17 protein-coding genes and 1 pseudogene are annotated in these 19,675 nt (G+C 74.4%); 12 read left to right on the top strand and 6 right to left on the bottom strand.

Annotation, left to right across the window (positions count from 1 at the left end):
- Positions 1-163: 163 nt before the first annotated feature.
- The 3 genes from hrpA (at position 164) to ENKNEFLB_RS18975 (ending at position 6,446) form a co-directional block, all read left to right on the top strand.
- The gene (gene hrpA, locus ENKNEFLB_RS18985; protein ID WP_214056793.1) at positions 164-4,075 is read left to right on the top strand and encodes an ATP-dependent RNA helicase HrpA; all 3,912 of its coding nucleotides are present in this window, start codon (positions 164-166) and stop codon (positions 4,073-4,075) included.
- A gap of 54 nt (positions 4,076-4,129) precedes the next feature.
- Positions 4,130-4,735 (top strand): hypothetical protein, encoded by a 606-nt coding sequence (locus ENKNEFLB_RS18980; protein WP_214056792.1) that lies wholly within the window; start codon positions 4,130-4,132, stop codon positions 4,733-4,735.
- 271 nt (positions 4,736-5,006) lie between these two features.
- Positions 5,007-6,446 carry an ABC transporter substrate-binding protein gene (locus tag ENKNEFLB_RS18975; protein WP_214056791.1) on the top strand — a complete coding sequence of 480 codons (1,440 nt, stop codon included), beginning with the start codon at positions 5,007-5,009 and terminating at the stop codon, positions 6,444-6,446.
- Positions 6,447-6,459: 13 nt separating this feature from the next.
- On the opposite strand, the gene ENKNEFLB_RS18970 is transcribed toward ENKNEFLB_RS18975, so the two are convergent.
- Both ENKNEFLB_RS18970 and ENKNEFLB_RS18965 read right to left on the bottom strand, forming a co-directional pair.
- Positions 6,460-7,806: an HRDC domain-containing protein gene (locus ENKNEFLB_RS18970; protein ID WP_214056790.1), complete on the bottom strand. Its 1,347-nt coding sequence runs from the start codon at positions 7,804-7,806 to the stop codon at positions 6,460-6,462.
- Positions 7,806-8,414, bottom strand: coding sequence for a DUF3000 domain-containing protein (locus ENKNEFLB_RS18965; protein ID WP_214056789.1), 609 nt, complete (start codon positions 8,412-8,414; stop codon positions 7,806-7,808). The genes ENKNEFLB_RS18970 and ENKNEFLB_RS18965 overlap by 1 nt, the downstream gene beginning before the upstream one ends.
- A gap of 71 nt (positions 8,415-8,485) precedes the next feature.
- Between ENKNEFLB_RS18965 and hemE the strand changes: the two genes are divergently transcribed.
- Entirely contained in the window at positions 8,486-9,529 is a 1,044-nt protein-coding gene (gene hemE, locus ENKNEFLB_RS18960; RefSeq protein WP_214056788.1) for a uroporphyrinogen decarboxylase, read from the top strand.
- A gap of 49 nt (positions 9,530-9,578) precedes the next feature.
- On the opposite strand, the gene ENKNEFLB_RS18955 is transcribed toward hemE, so the two are convergent.
- From ENKNEFLB_RS18955 to ENKNEFLB_RS23250, 4 genes and pseudogenes are all read right to left on the bottom strand, one after another.
- On the bottom strand, positions 9,579-10,601 hold the full coding sequence (locus ENKNEFLB_RS18955) for an NYN domain-containing protein (RefSeq protein ID WP_214056787.1): 1,023 nt from the start codon (positions 10,599-10,601) through the stop codon (positions 9,579-9,581).
- The gene (locus tag ENKNEFLB_RS18950; protein ID WP_214056786.1) at positions 10,598-11,533 is read right to left on the bottom strand and encodes a LysR family transcriptional regulator; all 936 of its coding nucleotides are present in this window, start codon (positions 11,531-11,533) and stop codon (positions 10,598-10,600) included. Before ENKNEFLB_RS18950 ends, ENKNEFLB_RS18955 begins: the two co-directional genes overlap by 4 nt.
- A gap of 288 nt (positions 11,534-11,821) precedes the next feature.
- Complete coding sequence (locus ENKNEFLB_RS22960; RefSeq protein ID WP_275955974.1) at positions 11,822-12,235, bottom strand: HNH endonuclease signature motif containing protein; 414 nt, start codon at positions 12,233-12,235, stop codon at positions 11,822-11,824.
- A gap of 115 nt (positions 12,236-12,350) precedes the next feature.
- Positions 12,351-13,097: pseudogene (locus ENKNEFLB_RS23250) on the bottom strand (DUF222 domain-containing protein); the annotation flags it as partial.
- A gap of 362 nt (positions 13,098-13,459) precedes the next feature.
- Between ENKNEFLB_RS23250 and ENKNEFLB_RS18935 the strand changes: the two are divergent.
- The 8 genes from ENKNEFLB_RS18935 (at position 13,460) to ENKNEFLB_RS18900 (ending at position 19,674) form a co-directional block, all read left to right on the top strand.
- Positions 13,460-14,689, top strand: coding sequence for an SfnB family sulfur acquisition oxidoreductase (locus tag ENKNEFLB_RS18935; RefSeq protein WP_214056785.1), 1,230 nt, complete (start codon positions 13,460-13,462; stop codon positions 14,687-14,689).
- A gap of 13 nt (positions 14,690-14,702) precedes the next feature.
- On the top strand, positions 14,703-15,914 hold the full coding sequence (locus tag ENKNEFLB_RS18930; protein ID WP_214056784.1) for an LLM class flavin-dependent oxidoreductase: 1,212 nt from the start codon (positions 14,703-14,705) through the stop codon (positions 15,912-15,914).
- The gene (locus tag ENKNEFLB_RS18925) at positions 15,911-16,438 is read left to right on the top strand and encodes an NAD(P)H-dependent oxidoreductase (RefSeq protein WP_214056783.1); all 528 of its coding nucleotides are present in this window, start codon (positions 15,911-15,913) and stop codon (positions 16,436-16,438) included. The genes ENKNEFLB_RS18930 and ENKNEFLB_RS18925 overlap by 4 nt, the downstream gene beginning before the upstream one ends.
- Positions 16,435-16,866 (top strand): flavin reductase, encoded by a 432-nt coding sequence (locus ENKNEFLB_RS22950; RefSeq protein ID WP_275955912.1) that lies wholly within the window; start codon positions 16,435-16,437, stop codon positions 16,864-16,866. The genes ENKNEFLB_RS18925 and ENKNEFLB_RS22950 overlap by 4 nt, the downstream gene beginning before the upstream one ends.
- Positions 16,809-17,147 (top strand): flavin reductase family protein, encoded by a 339-nt coding sequence (locus tag ENKNEFLB_RS18915; protein ID WP_275955973.1) that lies wholly within the window; start codon positions 16,809-16,811, stop codon positions 17,145-17,147. Before ENKNEFLB_RS22950 ends, ENKNEFLB_RS18915 begins: the two co-directional genes overlap by 58 nt.
- A 121-nt stretch (positions 17,148-17,268) precedes the next feature.
- Complete coding sequence (hemG, locus tag ENKNEFLB_RS18910) at positions 17,269-18,690, top strand: protoporphyrinogen oxidase (RefSeq protein ID WP_275955911.1); 1,422 nt, start codon at positions 17,269-17,271, stop codon at positions 18,688-18,690.
- Positions 18,687-19,415: a hydrogen peroxide-dependent heme synthase gene (hemQ, locus tag ENKNEFLB_RS18905; RefSeq protein WP_214056782.1), complete on the top strand. Its 729-nt coding sequence runs from the start codon at positions 18,687-18,689 to the stop codon at positions 19,413-19,415. The genes hemG and hemQ overlap by 4 nt, the downstream gene beginning before the upstream one ends.
- 112 nt (positions 19,416-19,527) lie before the next feature.
- Positions 19,528-19,674: a hypothetical protein gene (locus tag ENKNEFLB_RS18900; RefSeq protein WP_214056781.1), complete on the top strand. Its 147-nt coding sequence runs from the start codon at positions 19,528-19,530 to the stop codon at positions 19,672-19,674.
- Position 19,675: the final 1 nt, after the last annotated feature.

The following is a 19,675-nucleotide window of genomic DNA, read 5'->3' as shown; positions in this document are numbered from 1 at the left end:
GGACGGTCGAACGGGTCGATCGTGCGGGGGTCGCACCCAGATTGTCAGACAATCCTGGGGGACCCAACTCCACGCTAGGGCGTGCGTGCCGCGCCGCCAAAGCCCCGCGCCCGCCCCGGCGGCTCACGACCACCCGGGCCGCCGGGGCAGAATGGTCCCCATCATGGCCGGCAGTGCTCCCTCGTGGACGATCACCTACCCCGCCGACCTGCCGGTCTCCCAGCGCCGCGACGACATCGCCGCCGCGATCCGCGACCACCAGGTCGTCGTCGTGGCCGGCGAGACCGGGTCGGGCAAGACCACCCAGCTGCCCAAGATCTGCCTCGAGCTCGGTCGTGGGCGCGGGCCCGAGAAGGACGAGCAGGGGCGCACCACCGGCGGGATCATCGGCCACACCCAGCCGCGCCGGATCGCGGCGCGCTCGGTCGCCGAGCGGCTGGCCGACGAGCTGGGCACCGAGCTGGGCGGGCCGGAGGCCCCGGTCGGCTACCAGGTCCGCTTCACCGACCGCACCTCGAAGGCCACGCGGATCAAGGTGATGACCGACGGCATCCTGCTGGCCGAGCTGCAGCGCGACCGGGACCTGCGCCGCTACGACACCCTGATCATCGACGAGGCGCACGAGCGCAGCCTCAACATCGACTTCCTGCTCGGCTACCTCAAGCGCCTTCTCCCGCGTCGGCCCGACCTCAAGGTCGTCATCACCTCGGCCACGATCGACGTCGAGCGGTTCTCCCAGCACTTCGGCGCGGGGCCGGACGCTCCGGCGCCGGTCGTCGAGGTCACCGGGCGCACCTTCCCCGTCGAGGTCCGCTACCGCCCGCTGCTGGAGCTGCCCGAGGACGACGAGGACGGTGAGCCGGTCCAGCGCGACCAGACCGAGGCGGTCGTCGAGGCCTGCCGCGAGCTCGCGGGCGAGGGCAACGGCGACGTCCTGGTCTTCCTGCCCGGCGAGCGGGAGATCCGCGACACCGCCGAGGCCCTCGAGCAGGCGCTCGGCCTGGACCGCGGCTCGCGCAACGGCCGCGGCGGCCACGTCGAGGTCCTGCCCCTGTTCTCCCGGCTCTCCGCCGCCGAGCAGCACCGGGTCTTCTCCTCCCACGCCGGGCGCCGGATCGTCTTGTCCACCAACGTCGCCGAGACCTCGCTGACCGTCCCCGGCATCCGGTACGTCGTGGACACCGGGCTGGCGCGCATCTCCCGCTACTCGGTGCGCACCAAGGTCCAGCGCCTCCCGATCGAGCCGGTCAGCCAGGCCTCGGCCAACCAGCGCGCCGGCCGCTGCGGTCGCGTTGCGCCCGGCATCTGCATCCGGCTCTACTCCGAGGAGGACTTCGAGGGGCGCCCGGAGTTCACCGAGCCCGAGATCCTGCGCACCAACCTGGCCTCGGTCATCCTCCAGATGACCAGCCTCGGCCTCGGCGACGTCGCCCGCTTCCCGTTCGTGGAGCCGCCCGACCGCCGCAACGTCACCGCCGGCGTGCAGCTGCTCGAGGAGCTCGGGGCGCTGCAGCCCGGCCAGGACCGCCGCGGCGGGCGCCGGCTCACCGAGCGCGGGCGCCGCCTCTCCCGGCTGCCGATCGACCCCCGCCTGGGCCGGATGCTGCTCGAGGCCGAGCAGCTCGGCTGCCTGCGCGAGGTCCTGGTCATCACCGCGGCCCTGTCGCTGCAGGACCCCCGCGAGCGCCCGGTCGAGCAGCGCGCCCAGGCCGACCAGCAGCACGCCCGCTTCACGGTCGAGGGCTCCGACTTCCTGACCTGGCTCGCGCTGTGGCGCTACCTGCGCGAGCAGCAGCACGAGCTGTCCGGGTCGGCGTTCCGTCGGATGTGCAAGCGCGAGCACCTGAACTGGCTGCGCGTGCGGGAGTGGCAGGACTACGAGTCGCAGCTGCGCCAGGTCTGCAAGGAGATGAAGCTCACCGTCGGCCAGATCGCGGACACGGCGGACGCCGACGGCATCCACCAGGCGCTGCTGTCGGGCCTGCTGTCGCAGATCGGGCTGCTCGAGCCGCGGGAGAAGGAGCGCGAGGGCGCCGGCGGCAAGCGGCGGCCGGGGCCACGGGAGTACCTCGGCGCCCGCGGGTCGCGGTTCGTGGTGTTCCCCGGCAGTGCGCTGCACCGCAAGAACCCGACCTTCCTGATGGCCGGCGAGCTGGTCGAGACCTCCCGGCTCTTCGCCCGGCAGAACGCCGCGATCCAGCCGGAGTGGGCCGAGCGCCTCGGCGGCGACCTGGTGAAGCGGACGTACTCGGAGCCGCACTGGTCGCTCAAGCGCGGCTCCGTGGTCGCCCACGAGCGGGCCACGCTGTACGGCGTCCCGCTCGTCGCCGACCGCCTGGTGCCCTACGGCAAGGTCGACCCCGAGCTGTCGCGCGAGCTGTTCATCCGGCACGCCCTGGTGCAGGGGGAGTGGCGCTCGCACCACCGCTTCCTGCGCACCAACCGGGCCCTCCTCGAGGAGGCCGAGGAGCTCGAGCACCGCGCCCGCCGCCGCGACATCGTCGTCGACGAGGAGACCCTGTTCGACTTCTACGACGCCCGCGTCGGCGCCGACGTCGTGAGCGGCGCGCACTTCGACGGCTGGTGGAAGAAGCAGCGCCGCACCCAGCCCGACCTGCTCACCTTCGACCCCTCGATGCTCACCCGCAGCACCGCCGGGGAGGTCCGCGAGGCCGACTACCCCGCCCAGTGGCAGGGCAGCGCCGAGGGCCTCACCTTCGGCATCAGCTACCACTTCGAGCCCGGCGCGGCCGAGGACGGCCTGACCATCGACCTGCCGGTGGCGACGCTGAACCAGGTCGACGACGCCGACTTCTCCTGGAACGTCCCCGGCCTGCGCCACGAGCTGGTCACCGCCCTGGTGCGGAGCCTGCCCAAGAACCTGCGCGTCAGCCTGGTGCCGGCGCCCGACAAGGCCCGTGCGTTCCTCGCCGAGGTGCCGGCCGGGCAGGAGCCGCTGCTCGACGCCCTCGAGCGCTGGGTGCGCTCCACCGTCGGCGTCGTGGTCCCGCGCGACGCCTGGGACTGGGACAAGGTGGCCCCGCACCTGCGCCCGACCTTCCGCATGCTCGGCGAGGACGGCGCGGAGCAGGCCCGCGGCAAGGACCTCACCGCGCTCAAGGCGCCGTTGCGCGCCGAGCTCGACCAGGCCCTAGCCGGCGCCGCCGACGACTCCGGGCTGACCCGCCGCGGCGAGACCACCTGGGTCTTCGGGGCGGTCGAGGACGAGGTCGTCCAGCGCCGCGCCGGCCACGAGGTGCGGGCGTTCCCGGCCCTGGTCGACGAGGGCCGCGCCGTCGGGCTCACCGTGCTGGCCTCGGCCGAGGAGGCCGAGGCCCACCACCGCCTGGGCGTACGTCGGCTGCTGCGCCTCGAGGTCGACCGCCGCCACCCCGGCGCGGCCGGGCGGGTGCTCGACGGGCTCGGCAACGCCCAGAAGCTCGGCCTGGCCGGCTCGCCCTACCCGACGGTGGCCGCGCTCCTCGACGACGCGCTGGACGGCGTGCTGGGTGAGCGGGCCGACGCCGCGGTCGCGCGGAGCGGGGTGCGGGACGAGGCCGCCTTCGCCGCGCTCGTGCGGGAGGTCGGCGACCCCCGGCCCGCGCTGGCCGCGATGGTGCTCGACGTGCTCGACGTGCTGGACCGGTGGCGGGCCGCGGAGAAGGCGCTCGGCGGGCGCGCCGAGATGGCCGAGCTGCCGGCGCTGACCGACCTCCAGGCGCAGCTGGCCGGCCTGGTCCACGTCACGGGGCCCGAGGGCGGGTTCCTGGCCGAGGCCGGCCCGGCCCGGCTCCGCCGCTACCGCGCCTACCTCGGCGCCGTGGTCGCCCGCCGCGAGCTGCTCGCGGAGCCCGGCGGCCCCTCGCGCGACCGTCAGCTCGCCGGCGGCCTCGCCGACGTCCAGGACACCTGGCGGCACGCCGTCGCTGCCCTGCCGCCCGGCCGACCGCCGGGGGCCCGGCTGCGCCGTGCCCGGTGGATGCTCGAGGAGCTGCGCGTGTCGTCGTTCGCCCAGCGCCTGGGCACCGACGGCCCGGTCAGCGAGCAGCGCGTGCGCAAGGTCCTCCAGGCCTGAGTCGCACCCGGCTGGCGGGCGGGGCCCGCGTGGGTGGGTCGTAGCGTGGGGACGGTGAGCGAGCAGACCCCCCGGCCGCCCCGGCGACCGACGCCGAAGAGCGGCCACTTCTTCGAGTCCGCCGCCGGTGGTGTCGACCCCGCCGAGGTCACCGAGGCCGCGGACCGGGCAGCCCACCTGCTGGTGCGCGGGGCGCGCACGAGCGCGGACCGCGCCGTGGGGGACCGGCTGCTGCACCTCGCCGAGAGCGAGGGCATCGAGGCGATCGCCGAGGTCTGGTCGGGCTCGCCGGCCGACTCGCTGGCCGGCTGCCTGTGGCGGCTCTACCTGCTCCGGTCGTGGGTCCACGCCGACCCGTACCAGGTGGCGCAGGAGTTCGAGGCCGGCCGCACCGGCGCGCAGGTGGCGCGGGTGGTGGCCGGGGTCGCCGACCCGCCGGGACCCGACGCCCTCAAGGCGATGGTCGACGAGGTGCTGCGCGGGATCGCCGAACGCGACTTCGCCGACGTCCTGCTGCGCGCCGCGGCCTTCGCCCGCGTGGTCGCCACCGGGCGCGCGGTCCTGGAGGACCGCGGATCGGCCGGGATGCGCCGGATGCTGCTGCTCTCGGAGCAGCTCGAGGCCGGCGGCCACGCCGAGCTCGCCCACCGACTTGCGTGAGGCCTCACCCGGCCTAGACTCGACTCTTGGAGCACGCCGGGCTGCGGCAGCCCCGGGTCCCAACTAAAGCCGCTTCGAGCGGCCACGCGCCGTGAGGCGCTCCCAGCCCGGTGTGCTCCACCTCGCGGATCCCCGCGGTCCACCCGGCCCGTGACCTTTCCGTGACCTTCTCGTGACCGGGCCGAGACCGTCGCCCGTCGGCGGTCCGAGGCGCTGGTCCGCGGTGGGTAGCATGACCGCGCCCGGGAGCCCGACGACCAGCAGGAGTGTGATGAGCGTGCACCGCCACGGCCGTCGCCCCCGGACCGCCGTCGCCGCGCTCGCCGTCGCCGCGGTCCTCGCCACCACCGCCTGCCAGGCCGACCCGGCGCCGGACGAGGGTCCCGGCGACCCCGGGGAGCGCGCCAGCAGCAGCCCGTCGACCGCGGCGCCCGAGCCGGAGGAGGTCGAGCTGACCTTCGGCGTGTTCGGCCCGGACGCCGAGACGGCCTCCTTCGAGCGCGTCGTGGAGTCCTACAACGCCGCGGCCACCGCCACCACGGTGAAGCTGCGCACCTACCCGAACCGCGCCGCGCTGATGGAGGACCTCGGGACCCCCCGTGCCCCCGACGCCTACCTCGCCTCCCGCCAGGACCTGGACCAGATCGTCGCCGAAGGCTGGAACACCCCGCTGCTGGAGCTGCTCGACGAGCGCGGCGTCGACTACGGCGACGGCTACTCCCGCGACGCGCTGCTGTCGTTCTCGGTCGACGACGACCTGCAGTGCATGCCGTACGGCATCTCGCCCACCGTCGTCTACTACAACACCGACCTCATCAACTTCGAGGACATGCGCGAGCGTGACCTGCCGGTGCCGCCGACCGACCTGCGTGGCTGGAACCTCGAGATGTTCGCCGCCGCGGCCGACGAGGCGACCCGCCCGCGCCTGGGCACCCGCGGGGTCCACGTCGAGCCGACCCTGCGCGGTCTCGCCCCCTTCGTCTACTCCGGCGCCGGTCAGCTCTTCGACGACGAGGACGAGCCGACGTCGCTGGTGCTGGAGGACGACGACGCGCGGGAGGCCCTGAACCAGACCCTGGCGCTGCTGCGCGACCCCCAGGTCACCCTGTCCGGACGGCAGCTGCGCCGGGCCAGCGCCCTGGAGTGGTTCGAGCGCGGCCGGCTCGGCATGATCACCGGCACCCGTGCGCTGACCCCGGAGCTGCGCGACGTCGACGGCCTCGACTTCGACGTGATGCCGATGCCGCTGATCGACGACCAGGTCAGCGTGGGCGACATGACCGGGCTCTGCATCTCCGCCGACAACGAGAACCTCGCCCGCACCGCCGACGTGCTCGTCTCGCTGATCGACGACGAGGCGGTGGCCGAGGTCGCCGAGGAGGGCTACCTCGTGCCGGCCAACCTCGGGGTGGCCCTGACCGAGGAGTTCCTGCAGCCGCTGCAGATGCCGCGCAACGCCAACATCTTCAACACCAGCGTCCGCGACCTCGTGGTCAACGACCTCCTCAGCCCGGACAGCCCGCTCTCCCAGGCCGTGCAGCCGGCGGTGCGGGACCTGTTCACCGTCCCGGTCCTCGACGACCTCGAGGCGCGGACGACGCTGATCGACACCGTCTCGCGCAGCGTGCTCGACCCCGACTACCCGCCGGCCTCCGAGCTGCCCACCGAGCTGCCCTCGGAGGGCGAGGCGCCCGAGGACCTCGAGCAGTAGCCCTGCCCCGGGCTCAGCTGTCCTGGACCGGCGGGGCCGGCTCGTCCTCGCCGGCGGGGTCCGCAGCGGCCTCGACGTCGGCCTGCAGGATGGCGCGTACCAGGACCGGGGCGACCAGCGCGGACTGCCAGCTGCGGGCGCCGTACTCCGTCAGCCGGGCGACGACCTCGTCCAGCAGCTCACCGGGCTCGCGGGTCTCCGGTGGGGTCCACAGCGTGCGGCGCAGGAAGTCGGGGGTGAGCAGGTTCTCGGCCGGTACGCGCTGCTCGGTCGACAGCGTCGCCAGCTCCTCGCGGGCCAGGCGCAGCCGGGCGGCCGCCACCGGGTCGCGCTCGGCCCAGGCGCGGGCGGTCGGCGGGCCGTCGGTGCGCTGGGTGCGGGCCGGCAGCTCGTCCTCGGACATCGCGGCGGCACGCTGGAGGGCCTCCACCCACCGGGCGGCGTAGCGGTCGGCGCCGCGGCCGTGGAAGCCCGGGGTGCGCATCAGGGAGTCGCGGTCGGTGGGCTGGGCGGTGGCGGCCGCGATGATCGCGGCGTCCGGGACGATCCGGCCCGGCGTCACGTCACGGCGCTCGGCGAGCTCGTCGCGGGTCTCCCACAACTCGCGCACGGCCGCGAGGTTGCGTCGGCCACGAACCCGGTGCAGGCCCCCGGTGCGACGCCAGGCCTCCTGGCGCACGGTGGGCTCGAAACCCAGGAGGTGGTCGAACTCCTGGCGCGCCCAGCCGTCCTTGCCCTGCTCGACCAGCTCGGCGAGCAGCACCTCGCGCAGCTCGAGCAGGACCTCCACGTCGAGCGCGGCGTACTCCAGCCAGGGCCGCGGCAGGGGACGGGTGGACCAGTCGACGGCCGAGTGCTCCTTCTTGAGCCGGTAGCCCAGCAGCGTCTCCACCAGGGTCGCGAGTCCGACGCGGGGGTATCCCAGGAGCCGCCCGGCGAGCTCGGTGTCGAACAGCGAGGCCGGTCGCAGCCCGATGTCGGCCAAGCAGGGGAGGTCCTGGCTGGCGGCGTGGAGGATCCACTCGGCGTCGCCGATCGCCTCGGCGAGGGGTGCCATCGAGGTGAACGCGATCGGGTCGACCAGGGCCGAGCCCGAGCCCTCACGACGCAGCTGGACCAGGTAGGCGCGGTTGGAGTAGCGGTACCCGGAGGCGCGCTCGGCGTCGAGCGCGACCGGGCCGGTGCCGGCGGCCACCCGGGCGCAGACCTCGGCCAGGCCGGCCTCGGTGTCGGTGATCTCGGGCAGCCCGTCGCGCAACGTCAGGAGCTCGGCCGGCTCGACGTGCTCGTCCGGCTCGACCGTGCCGTCCTGCTCGTCGGTGGCAGCCTGGTCCGGGGTCTCGGGGGCGTCGGCGGGCATCAGACGCCGTGCCCGCGCTGGCCGCGCCGGCTGGGCATCGCGGTCACGCCGTCGGGGACGGGCGCGAGCCCGGCGGCGGTGCACAGCAGCTGGCCCCACGCCTCGACGTGGTCGCCGACCCGCGCGGGGTCCACGGGGGTCCAGGACGCCCGGATCTCGACCTGGGCGGTGCCCGGCTCGTCGGCCATCCCGCCGAAGCTCTCCGAGGCCACCCGGGTCACGGTGCCCGACGGGGCGACGTGCTCGGCGCCGTGGTCGGCCAGGGCGTCGGTCAACCAGCTCCACACCACGTCGGCCAGGACGGGGTCGGTGATCAGCTCGGGGTCGAGGTCGGCGCGCACGTAGGCCACGCAGCGGAACTCGCCCTCCCACGCGACGTTGCCGTCGGGGTCGTGGAGCAGGATGATCCGGCCGGTCCCGACCTCCTCGTCGTCGACGTCGACGTCGCCGGTCAGCGCCGAGGCGTACGGCGCGATGCGCTGCGGGGCGGGCATCTCCTCGACGAGCACCTCGGGACGCAACCGGGCGCCCCGCATCGCCGCCACGGCGTCGGCGAAGACGCGCGGCACCGTTCCCGTGCCCGCGTGCGTCTCCGGTCGGACCACCATGGTCGCCAGACTAGGAGGTACGGCGCCGAACAGATGTGCGAACACGCCGAGCGGCCTGTCACGCTGGAGCCATGACCTCCCCCGTTCCCCACCCCGGACTGGCCGACAGCGCGTTCCTCGCCGCCGTGCGCGGCGAGCCGGTCCCGCACACCCCGGTGTGGTTCATGCGCCAGGCCGGGCGCTCGCTGCCGGAGTACCGCAAGCTGCGCGAGGGCATCGCCATGCTCGACGCCTGCATGCGCCCGGACACCGTCGTCGAGATCACCCTGCAGCCGGTCCGCCGCTACGGCGTCGACGCCGCCATCTTCTTCTCCGACATCGTCCTGCCGCTCAAGGCGGTCGGGGTCGACCTCGACATCGTGCCGGGGGTCGGGCCGGTCGTGGCGAGGCCCGTACGCACCCTCGAGGACGTCGCGGCGATCCCGGACCTCACGCCCGAGCACGTCGACTTCGTCACCGAGTCCGTCCGCACCCTGACCGGGGAGCTCGGCGCCACGCCGCTGATCGGCTTCGCCGGAGCGCCCTTCACCGTGGCCTCCTACCTCGTCGAGGGCGGGCCCTCGAAGGAGCAGGCGCTGACGAAGTCGCTGATGTTCTCCCAGCCCGAGGTCTGGGCGGCGCTGATGGACAAGATCGCGCAGATCTCGGCGGCCTACCTCCAGGTGCAGGTCGCCGCCGGTGCCAGCGCCGTGCAGCTCTTCGACTCCTGGGCCGGCTCGCTCACCCCGACCGACTACCGCGAGCACGTGATGCCGTGGTCGCAGCGGGTGCTGGCCTCGGTCACCGACGTCCCGCGCATCCACTTCGGGGTCGGCACGTCCAACCTGCTCGGGCTGATGGGCGACGCCGGGGCCGACGTGGTGGGGGTCGACTGGCGCACGCCGCTGTCCGACGGCATCCTGCGCGCCGGGGGCCGGGCGGTGCAGGGCAACCTCGACCCGACCCTGGTCTTCGCACCGACCGAACTGATGACGGCCCGCGCCGACGAGATCATCGCGGCCGGCCGCGCGGCGCCGGGGCACGTGTTCAACCTCGGCCACGGCGTGCTGCCGGCCACCGACCCGGACCAGCTGGCCCGGCTCACCGACCACGTGCACGCGTACCCGCTGGACTGATCGCCGGTCGTCTCCGCCGGTCGCCGACCGCCGCGGCCCGCGTCCGGGCTCAGCTGCTGGGCGGGACCGCCCGGGCGCCGCGGGTCCGGGTGGTCACCTTGGGTGCGCTGACGGGCGCCTCCTCGGGTGCCGGCTCCTCGCTCGCCCCGGGTGCGGGCTCGGCGGTCTTCGCGGGCCGCGCGGCGCGACGGCTGCGGGTCTTCTTGACCGGCGCGGCCGGGGTCTCGACGACGTCTGCCGGCTCGGCGGCCGGGGCGGCGACCTCGGGCTCGGCGACCGGTTCGGGCGCCGCAGTCTTGCGGGCGCCGGAGCGCTTGCGGGCCGGGGCGGTCCGCGTCGGGGCGTCCTCGGCGCGGACCCGGACCATCGGCGCGGACCCGGTCGACTGCTCGACCTCCAGCCCGGGCTGGGCGCGGACCAGGGCGATCAGCTTCGAGAAGCCGTAGTTGCGGGAGTCGAACGAGGCGTGGCGGGTGGTCAGGAACGAGCCGACCGCACCGAGGTGGGCCCAGCCGTCGTCGTTGGAGGTGGCGTCCACCGCGGAGGCCAGCAGCGGGCCGACCTCGGGCAGGGCCGGCACGTCCTCGCCCGGGGTGTCGGCCTCGTCGGTCTCGGCGCCGGTGTCGCCCTCGTCGTCGTGGCCGAGGACCTCGAGGTAGATGAACTTGTCGCAGGCGGCGACCAGCGACTGGGGCGTACGGCGCCGGCCCAGGCCGTAGACCGTGCGGCCCGACTCGCGCAGCCGGGTGACCAGGCGGGTGAAGTCGCTGTCGCTGGAGACGATCGCGAAGGCGTCGAGGTTGCCGGTGTAGAGCAGGTCCATCGCGTCGATGATCAGCGCGGAGTCGGTGGAGTTCTTGCCGGTCGTGTAGGCGAACTGCTGCACCGGGGAGATGGCGTTGCGGTTGAGCTCGTCCTTCCAGCCGTTGAGCCGGGGCGTGGTCCAGTCGCCGTAGGCCCGCTTGACCGTGGGGACCCCGTAGCGCGCCACCTCCTCCAGCAGCGCGACCGCGTGACGGTGGCTGGTGTTGTCGGCATCGATCAGGACGGCCAGGCGGGGAGTGTCGCTCACCCGCCCGAGCCTGCCACGGACAGGCCTCCGCGCGCCTCCCGGGCCCGTGCGCCGTCCTCCAGGGCGGTGGCCAGCTCGTGCGCGGGGGCGGCCGCCCGGGCGCCCGGACGGTTCAGCAGCGTGAGGCCCAGCCGGGTCCGGTCGCCGGCCACCGGGCGGACGACCAGGGCTCCGGCGCGCAGCAGCGGGTCGGACTCGACGCTGTAGTCGGGCAGCAGCGTGAGCCCGACGCCGTCGGCGACCAGGGTCTTGGCGAGCTCGGCGCCGTCGGTGCTGTGGCAGACCAGCGGCGGGGTGCCGCCGAAGAGCCGGTGCGCGACGCGGTGCATGAGGTAGCCGTGGCGCATCATCACGAACGCCTCGGCGCGGAGCGCGTCGACGTCGATCTCGGGGCGCGCGGCCAGCGGGTGGTCGGCCGGCAGCACCACGACCGGGCGGCCCTCCACCAGCAGCCGTGCCTCGAGGTCGGCCGGTGCGTCGTCGCCGTCCAGCAGGTTCACCAGCCCGAGGTCGAGCGAGCCGTCCCGCACGCCCTCGGCGACCTGGTCGGAGGTGAGGGTGACCAGCTCCACCACGGTGCGCGGCGTCGCGGTGCCCAGCCGCGACAGGGCCGGGGCCAGCAGTGCGGAGGTGGCCGCGGTGACCGTGCCCAGGCGGACGGGTCGCGTGGTCGTCCGCTCCTCGCCGGCCGCGGCGCGGAGCCGACCCACCGCGGCCAGCACCTCGTCCATGTGGCTCAGCAGGGTCCGGCCCTGCCGCGAGATCCGGGCGCCGGAGCGGTGCCGGTCGAGCAGGTCGACGCCGAGCTCCCGCTCGAGCTTGCTGACGGCCTCGCTCAGCGCGGGCTGCGAGACGTGCAGCCGCTCGCTCGCGCGGCGCAGCGAGCCGTGCTGGGTGACGGCGGAGAGGTACTCGAGCTGCTCGATGCGCATGGTGCTCCTCGGGTGGGGCTGCAGGGGGTCAGCAGGTGACCGGTCGGGCGGGCAACCCGGACGGCGCAAACAGTACTAAGTCTATTGACATATGTCCTCGGCGCTCATGTTCTCGGCGAGTGTCGGGTCTGCGACCCCGAGCGCGGTGGTCGAAGAGCGAGCGCCGAGCCAGCCACGGTGGTCGAGGAGCGAGCGCAGCGAGCGTCTCGAGACCAACCCCCGCAGGTCGATGGGTGATCTGTGTGCACCTGGTGAGTGCAGATCACCCATCGACCGAGCTGGGTCGGCCTATGTCCGTCGGTGGAAGGTGACCTTGTTGTCGGCGTGGACCTTCATCTCGTAGGCCGGGTCGTGGGCGCGGGCGTGGTGGTGGGGGCACAGCAGCCGCCCGTCCTCGATGTCGGTCAGGCCGCCCTGGGAGAACTTCTTGTCGTGGTGGGCGTGACACAGACCCGGTGGCCAGTCACAGCCCTTCGCGGTGCAGTGCTTGTCGCGGGCGTGCAGGGCGTAGGTCTGGGCGGCGGTGAACCGGCGTCGGGCCCGGCCCTGGTGCAGGACCTCGCCGTTGCCGCCCAGGACGACCGGGATGATCCGGGCCTCGCAGGCCAGGCGCATGGCCTGGGCTGCGGTCATCGGGGTCCCGTCGTCGAGCGTCGCGGTCCCGAGTGCGGTCGTGAGGGCCTCGAAGGTGGTGGTCGTGATGAACGTGCCGTCGGTACGTCCCAGCTTGGGGGGCGTTGTTGCGGGGGTAGTTCTCGATCAGCTCGCAGAACGCCTCACCCAGCTTCTGCGCCGAGGGCCGGCCCTTGACCCATTCCCGCTTCTCCCCGGACTCAGCGTCGGGGGTGCAGTTGACGTGGCCGGGGGCAGCGAAGCCGTGGAGGAGCTTCTGCAGCATCTTGGCTTGGACCTCGGGGATGGTGAACCGACCGTGCGCGGTGCCGTGGCCGTCGAAGGACAGGGTGAACCGCCGCTTCTGCGCCGCCTTCGCCTCAGCGGCTTCGAGACGTTTGCGGTCGATCTCCTCACCGACCTCGGGTGCGATCAGGGTCAGGATGTGCGCCCCCAGCTGCCTCAGCTCGGTGGGATCGAACTCGACGGCGTAGGCGACGAGCGCCTCCTCGGCCTGGTCGAGCAACTTCTTGTCGAGGTCGTCGGGGAGGTCCTCCAACGCGTTCACGACCACGCGGACCTGGTCAGGATTCATGACACCGGCGGCGAGGGCGTCACGGACCTTCGTCCACCGGGTCTCGAGTGCGGTGGCGAGCCTGACCTGAGCGGCGGACACGTTCTTCTGCGACCGGGTGGCGTTCGCAGCCCAGACGCCGGTGGAGGTGCAGCCGGTCTCAGCGCCGACCTGGACCTCCTCGGCGTGGGCGAGGACGGCGTACTCGTAGGAAGCCAGGCGGGACTTGAGCTCGGCCAGGGCCACGATCGTGTCGCGGGTGGTCGCGGCGTCCAACGCGAACAGGGGCCGCTCCGCCAACGCCGTCACCGAGGCTGACAACGCGCGGACACCGGCCGGCACGGGGTGCCCGGTGGTGGTGTCCTCGTCGGTGGCCATGGATCAATCCAAGCACTCGCCACCGACAGTCCTGGGGTGTTTCCACAGGTCAGAGGCGGTTATCCCCACCCAGCACGGACACATTCGATCAAAGGTTCGTTAACAATGCTAGATCGTCCTGGAGTGGTCGCGGAGTGAAGGTCGCCAGAAGCGCTCTCCGTCGCTCCCGCGCCACGGGGTGATCGGCCACGCCCGGCACCCCCTCGGCAATCCCGGGCGTGGCCCGGTCGTCCCCGACCCGCCGATCTGCCAAACTAGAGCGACTCAGTAAAGATACTTAAGGTTGGGAGCTCCATGAGCATGGAACTGATCGCGTCGTCCCGTCGGGTGCTGGACGTGAGCGAGCACCCGGCGTCGGTCCGATGAGCGCCCCGACCACCGAGCGCCGCACCCCGGTGCGCGTGCCCGTCCTCGACCACCGGGCGGCGGTCGCCGCGGCGGCGCTCGTCGCCACCGAGCTGGCCGCGGGCTCGGCCGAGCGCGACCGCGAGCGGGTCATCCCGGCCGCCGAGCTCGACACCGTCGCGCGGGCCGGGCTGCTGGCGCTCACGGTGCCCGCGGCGTACGGCGGGGCGCAGTGCTCGACCGCGACCCTGACCGAGGTGGTGCGCCTGCTGGCCACCGGCGACCCCAACGTCGCCCAGATCCCGCACAGCCACTTCGTCTACGTCAACGCGCTGCGCCACCAGGGCACGACCGCGCAGCGCACCCGGCTCTTCGGTGAGGTGCTGGCCGGGCGCCGCTTCGGCAACGCCCAGTCCGAGACCGGCACGAAGCACGCCCGGGACGTCCGTACGACCCTGAGGCCACGCGACCCCGACCGCCCCCGGGACGGCTGGCGGCTGGACGGCGTCAAGGGCTACAGCACCGGCGCCCTGCTCGCGGACTGGATCCCGGTGCTGGCCCACCTCGATGAGGACGGGCCGTTGTGCGTGGCCTGGGTGGGACGCGGGGCCCGCGGCGTCCGCGTGGTCGACGACTGGGACGGGATGGGCCAGCGCACCACCGCCAGCGGCACCGTGCGGCTCGAGGACGTCGACGTCGCCGTCGACATGGTCACGCCGTGGCACCTCACCTTCGAGGGGCCGTCGACCTACGGCTCGTTCGCCCAGGTGCTGCACGCGGCCATCGACGCCGGGATCGCCCGTGCCGCGCTGACCGAGGCGGCCGACTTCGTCCGGACCCGCAGCCGGCCGCACGCCGACGCCGGCGTCGACCGCCACGCCGACGACCCCACCGTGGTCGCGGCGTTCGGCCAGATGGAGCTGCAGGTGCGCGGCGCCGAGGCGCTGCTGGCCGTCGCCGCCCGCACGGTCGACGAGGCCGACACCCATCTCACCGCGCGCTCCGCCGGCGAGGCCAGCCTGGCCACCGCGGCCGCCCGCGCCGCGACGACGGAGGCCGCGCTGGCCGTCTCGACCCGGCTGTTCGAGGTCTGCGGGACGCGGTCCGCCCTGGCCGCGCTGGACCTCGACCGGCACTGGCGCAACGCCCGCACCCACACCCTGCACGACCCGGCCGCGTGGAAGGTCCAGCACCTCGGCCGCTGGGCCGTCGACGGCACCCTGCCCCCGCGCCACGGCCAGCTCTGAGAGAGGACCCCCGATGTCGATCACCCCGGACACCCCGGACACCCCGGGCGGCTCGTCCAGCCCGCTCACCTTCCACTGGTTCCTGCCGACCAACGGCGGGGACGGCCGCCACGTCGTCGGCGGCGGCCACGGCGTCAGCGCCGGGGCCGCCGGACGGCCCGCCGACGTGCCCTACCTCGGCCAGGTCGCCCGCGCCGCGGAGGAGATGGGCTTCACCGGCGCGCTCACGCCGGCCGGCGCCTGGTGCGAGGACGCGTGGCTGTCGACCGCGATGCTCAGCCAGGTCTCGGAGCGGCTGAAGTTCCTGGTCGCCTTCCGGCCCGGCCTGGTCGCGCCGTACCTCGCCGCCCAGATGGCCGGCACCTTCCAGAACCTCTCCGGCCAGCGACTCCTGCTGAACGTCGTCACCGGTGGCGAGAGCCACGAGCAGCGGATGTTCGGCGACTTCCTCGACAAGGACGCCCGGTACGCGCGCTGCGACGAGTTCCTCACCATCGTCCGGCGGCTGTGGGCCGGGGAGACCGTCGACTTCACCGGCGAGCACCTCAGCGTCGAGGCCGCCCGCCTCGACCACGTCCCGGACCCGGTGCCGGCGCTCTACTTCGGCGGGTCGTCCCCGGCCGCGCTCGAGGTGGCCGCCAAGCACGTCGACGTCTACCTCACCTGGGGCGAGCCGCCGGAGGCCGTGGCCGAGAAGATCGCCCGGGTCCGCGCGAAGGCCGCCGAGCACGGCCGGGAGGACAAGATCAGGTTCGGGATCCGGATGCACACGATCACCCGCGACACCTCCGCCGAGGCCTGGGCCGAGGCCGACCGCCTGCTGGCCGAGATCTCGCCCGAGCAGATCGCGACGGTCCAGGCGGGGCTGCGGGCCAGCGAGTCCGAGGGCCAGCGCCGGATGCTCGACCTGAACGCCGGCTCGAAGGACGGCCTCGAGGTCCACCCCAACGTCTGGGCCGGCGTCGGCCTGGTCCGCGGCGGCGCCGGCACGGCGCTGGTGGGCAGCCACGAGGAGGTCGCTGACCGGATCGAGGAGTACCACGCGGTCGGGATCGACGAGTTCGTGCTCTCCGCCTACCCCCACCTCGAGGGCGCCTACTGGTTCGGCGAGGGCGTGCTGCCGATCCTGGCCGAGCGGGGGCTGTGGTCGCACCCGGCCCCGCGCACCGCCCGCCGGCAGGCCGTGCCGTTCCAGCAGGCCGGGCGCACGGCGGCCGCCTCGTGACCGCTCCCGTGACCGCGGTCGTCTGCGGCAACCCCCGCCCGGGCTCGCGGACGCTGCACGCCGGACTGCACGTGGCCCGGGAGCTGGCCGGAGCCGAGCCGGACCTCGTGGTCGACCTCGCGACGGTCGGGCCGGGCGTCCTGGACTGGTCCGACACCGACGTCACGCACCTGGTCGCCCGGGTCGCGGCGGCCGACCTCGTCGTCGTCGCGTCGCCGACCTACAAGGCGACCTACTCCGGCCTGCTCAAGGTCTTCCTCGACCGCTTCGCCCCGCAGGCCGGCACCGGTCTCGGCGGGGTCGCCGTCGCGGTCATGGTCGGGGCCGGCACGCACCACGCGCTCGCCGCCGAGCTGGCCCTGCGACCGCTGCTGACCGAGATCGGCGCGACGGTCCCGGTTCCCGGCCTGTTCGTCCCCGAGCAGGAGCACGACGACCCGGCGGCGTACGACGGCTGGCTCGCCGCCGCCCGCCCGGTCGTGGCCCGCCTGCTTCCCCACACCGCCACAGGAGTCCCCGCATGAGCACCCGACCCCCCTCCGACGCCCTGCCCCGCCCGCTGACCGGGCTACCCACCAACCAGGACCTCGACCCCACCCGGCTCCGCGAGGCGTTCGGGATCTTCCCCAGCGGCGTCGTCGCGGTGGCCGCATCGGTCGACGGCCGCTACGTCGGCCTCGCGGCGAGCTCCTTCACCTCGGTCAGCCTGGAGCCGCCCCTGTCCGGCGGGGTCTGGGGCCTGGAGAACGGGTACGCCCTGATGTGCGGCGGCTCGGTCGAGGACGTGGCGCTGGTGCAGCCGGCGTTCGACGCCCTGCGTCCCGAGGGCGACTCGGGCTTCGTCCACGCCGGTCCCCGGCCCGGCGCCGGCCACTTCTCCAAGTCTCGTTCTCCATCGCCAACACCTCCAAGACCTGGCCCGACCTCCGCCGCGCGGGCCGTCTCGGGGTGAGCGTGCTCGCCGACCACCACGACCTGGCCTGCCGCCGGCTCGCCGGGCCGGTCGACCAGCGCTTCGACGGCGTGAGCGTGGTCGAGGGGGAGGACGGTGCCGTCACGATCGGCGACGCGCTCGCCCGCTTCGAGTGCTCGCTGCACCGCGAGGTGGTCGCGGGCGACCACACCATCGTGCTGCTGCGCCTGCACGTCGTCGAGCACGCCGCCCACGACGACTCCGGCTCGCCGCTGGTCTTCCACCGCAGCGGCTTCGGCACGATGGCCGTGACCGGCTGAGGTTCCCGTCCAGCACCCCTCGGCACCCCGCCCCCGGGCCGGGCACCCGGTCGACGCCTGACAGGAGCGTCGGTCGGGTGGCCGACCCGGGGGCGGGGCGCGCTGTGGCACGCTCGGGCACGTGCCTGCCAGCCCCGCGACCCGCTCCGGGCCCCGCGTCGTCGTGGTCGGTGCCGGGATGGCCGGCCTCACCGCCGCCCGCGACCTCCGCGCCGCCGGCTGGGACGTCCTGGTCCTCGACCAGCGGTCGTACGCCGGCGGCACCGTGCGCCGGACCGAGGTCGCCGGGGTCACCGTCGACGTCGGCGCCGAGGCGATGCTCAACCGGCGCCCCGAGGGCGTCGACCTGGCCCGCGGGGTCGGTCTCGAGATCACCCACCCCGCCCTCGCTGCCTCGCGGATCTGGACCCGCGGCGAGCTCCGCCCGCTGCCGCGCAGCCTGATGGGGGTCCCGCTCGACCTCGACCAGCTCGCCGCCTCCGGGGTGCTGTCGGACGAGGGACTGGCCCGCGTGCGACGTGAGCCGACGCTGGGACCCCGCACCTACGACGAGGACGTCTCGGTGGGCGACCTCGTCGACGAGCGCTTCGGCCCCGAGGTCACCGACCGTCTCGTCGAGCCCCTGCTCGGGGGCGTGTACGCCGGGCAGGCGCGGCGGATCTCGGCCCGCGCGGCGGTCCCGCAGCTGCTCGCCCACGCCGCGCGCGGCTCGGTGCTGGAGCAGGCCGCGGCGATCCCGACCACCTACGACCTGCCGGTGTTCGCCGGCCTGGCCGGTGGCATGGGCCGCCTGCCCGAGACGCTGCTGGCCGCGCTGCGCGCCGACGGCGTCGAGGTCCGGCTGGGCACCACCGTGCGCGGGCTGCGCCGCACGCCCGACGGGTTCGCGCTGGTCACCGGGTCGGCGGCCGACCCCGAGGAGGTGCACGCCGACCGGGTCGTCCTGGCCACGCCGGCCGCCCCCAGCGGCCGGCTGCTCGGCGACGTCGCCCCGGCGGCCGCCGCCGAGCTCACGGCCGTCGAGACCGCGTCCGTCGCGGTGGTCACCCTGGCGCTCCGCGTCGCCGACGCCGGCCTGCTGGGCGGCCTGGGCTCCGGCTTCCTGGTCCCGCCGGTCGAGCGCCGCCGGATCAAGGCCGCGACGTTCTCCTTCGCCAAGTGGGACTGGGTGCGCGAGGCCGGCGCCGCGGACGACCTGCTGCTGCTGCGCACCTCGCTCGGCCGGGCAGGCGAGGAGCGCACCCTGCAGGCCGACGACGCCGAGCTGGTCGCGGCGTCGCTGGCCGACCTGGCCGCGGCCACCGGTGTCACCGCGCGGCCCGTCGACACCCACGTCCAGCGCTGGGGCGGGGGCTTCCCGCAGTACGCCGTGGGTCACCGCGAACGGGTGGCACGGGTGCGCGCCGCGGTGGAGCAGGTGCCCGGGCTGGCGGTCTGCGGCGCGACGTACGACGGCGTCGGCATCCCCGCGGTGGTGGGCTCGGCCCACGCGGCCGCGGCCCGTGTGGGTCCTGCCCCCGTGCGCGGCACAATGGGGGCATGAGCGACACCGAGCAGTCCCCGACCGAGCAGTCCAACGCGGCCCGGCTCCGGGAGATCAACGCCAGCGTCCGCTACACCATGTGGTCGGTCTTCCGTCTCGACACGGTGCTCGGCGAGGACGCCGACCGTGCCGCCGAGGGCGCCGAGGTCGAGAAGCTGTTCGCCGAGCTGGCCGAGGCCGACGTGGTCGTGCGCGGGGTCTACGACGTCAGCGGCCTGCGCGCCGACGCCGACGTCATGGTCTGGTGGCACGCCGCCGACAGCGAGCAGCTGCAGGCCGCCTACCACCGCCTGCGCCGCACCTCCTTCGGCCGTCGGCTCGCGCCGGTGTGGTCGCAGATGGCGCTGCACCGCCCGGCGGAGTTCAACAAGAGCCACGTCCCGGCGTTCATGGGCGACGAGGAGCCGAAGGCGCACGTGTGCGTCTACCCGTTCGTGCGCTCCTACGAGTGGTACCTCCTGCCCGACGAGGAGCGCCGCGACCTGCTGCGCGAGCACGGCCAGATGGCGCGGCCCTACCCGGACGTGCGGGCCAACACCGTCGCCTCGTTCGCCCTCGGCGACTACGAGTGGATGCTCGCGTTCGAGGCCGACCAGCTGTTCCGGATCGTCGACCTGATGCGCGACCTGCGCGCCTCCGGCGCCCGGCGCCACGTGCGCGAGGAGGTCCCGTTCTACACCGGGTCCCTGGTGCCGGTGGCCGACCTGGTCGACCGCCTGCCCTGAGGGTGACGACGCGGGGTTCACGGCCCTGGTGCCGCACGTCGCGCCCGGCGGGAAGCTGTGGGTGTCGTGGCCCCAGGGTCGGGGCCTCGGGTCGGACCTCACCCTGCCGACCGTGATCGCGATCGGCTACGACGCCGGCATGGTCGAGTCGACCTGCCTCAGCGTCGACGCCACGTGGTCGGGCCTGCGGTTCACGCACCCGCGGCCGGGCCGGGTCTACGCCAACAGCTTCGGCACCCTGCCCGGCCGGCCCCGCTGAG

This window comes from Nocardioides aquaticus, from assembly GCF_018459925.1.
Taxonomy (GTDB): domain Bacteria; phylum Actinomycetota; class Actinomycetes; order Propionibacteriales; family Nocardioidaceae; genus Nocardioides; species Nocardioides aquaticus.
The sequence above is the reverse complement of the archived record's forward strand: the minus strand, read 5'-3'. Positions and strand labels throughout refer to the sequence as shown.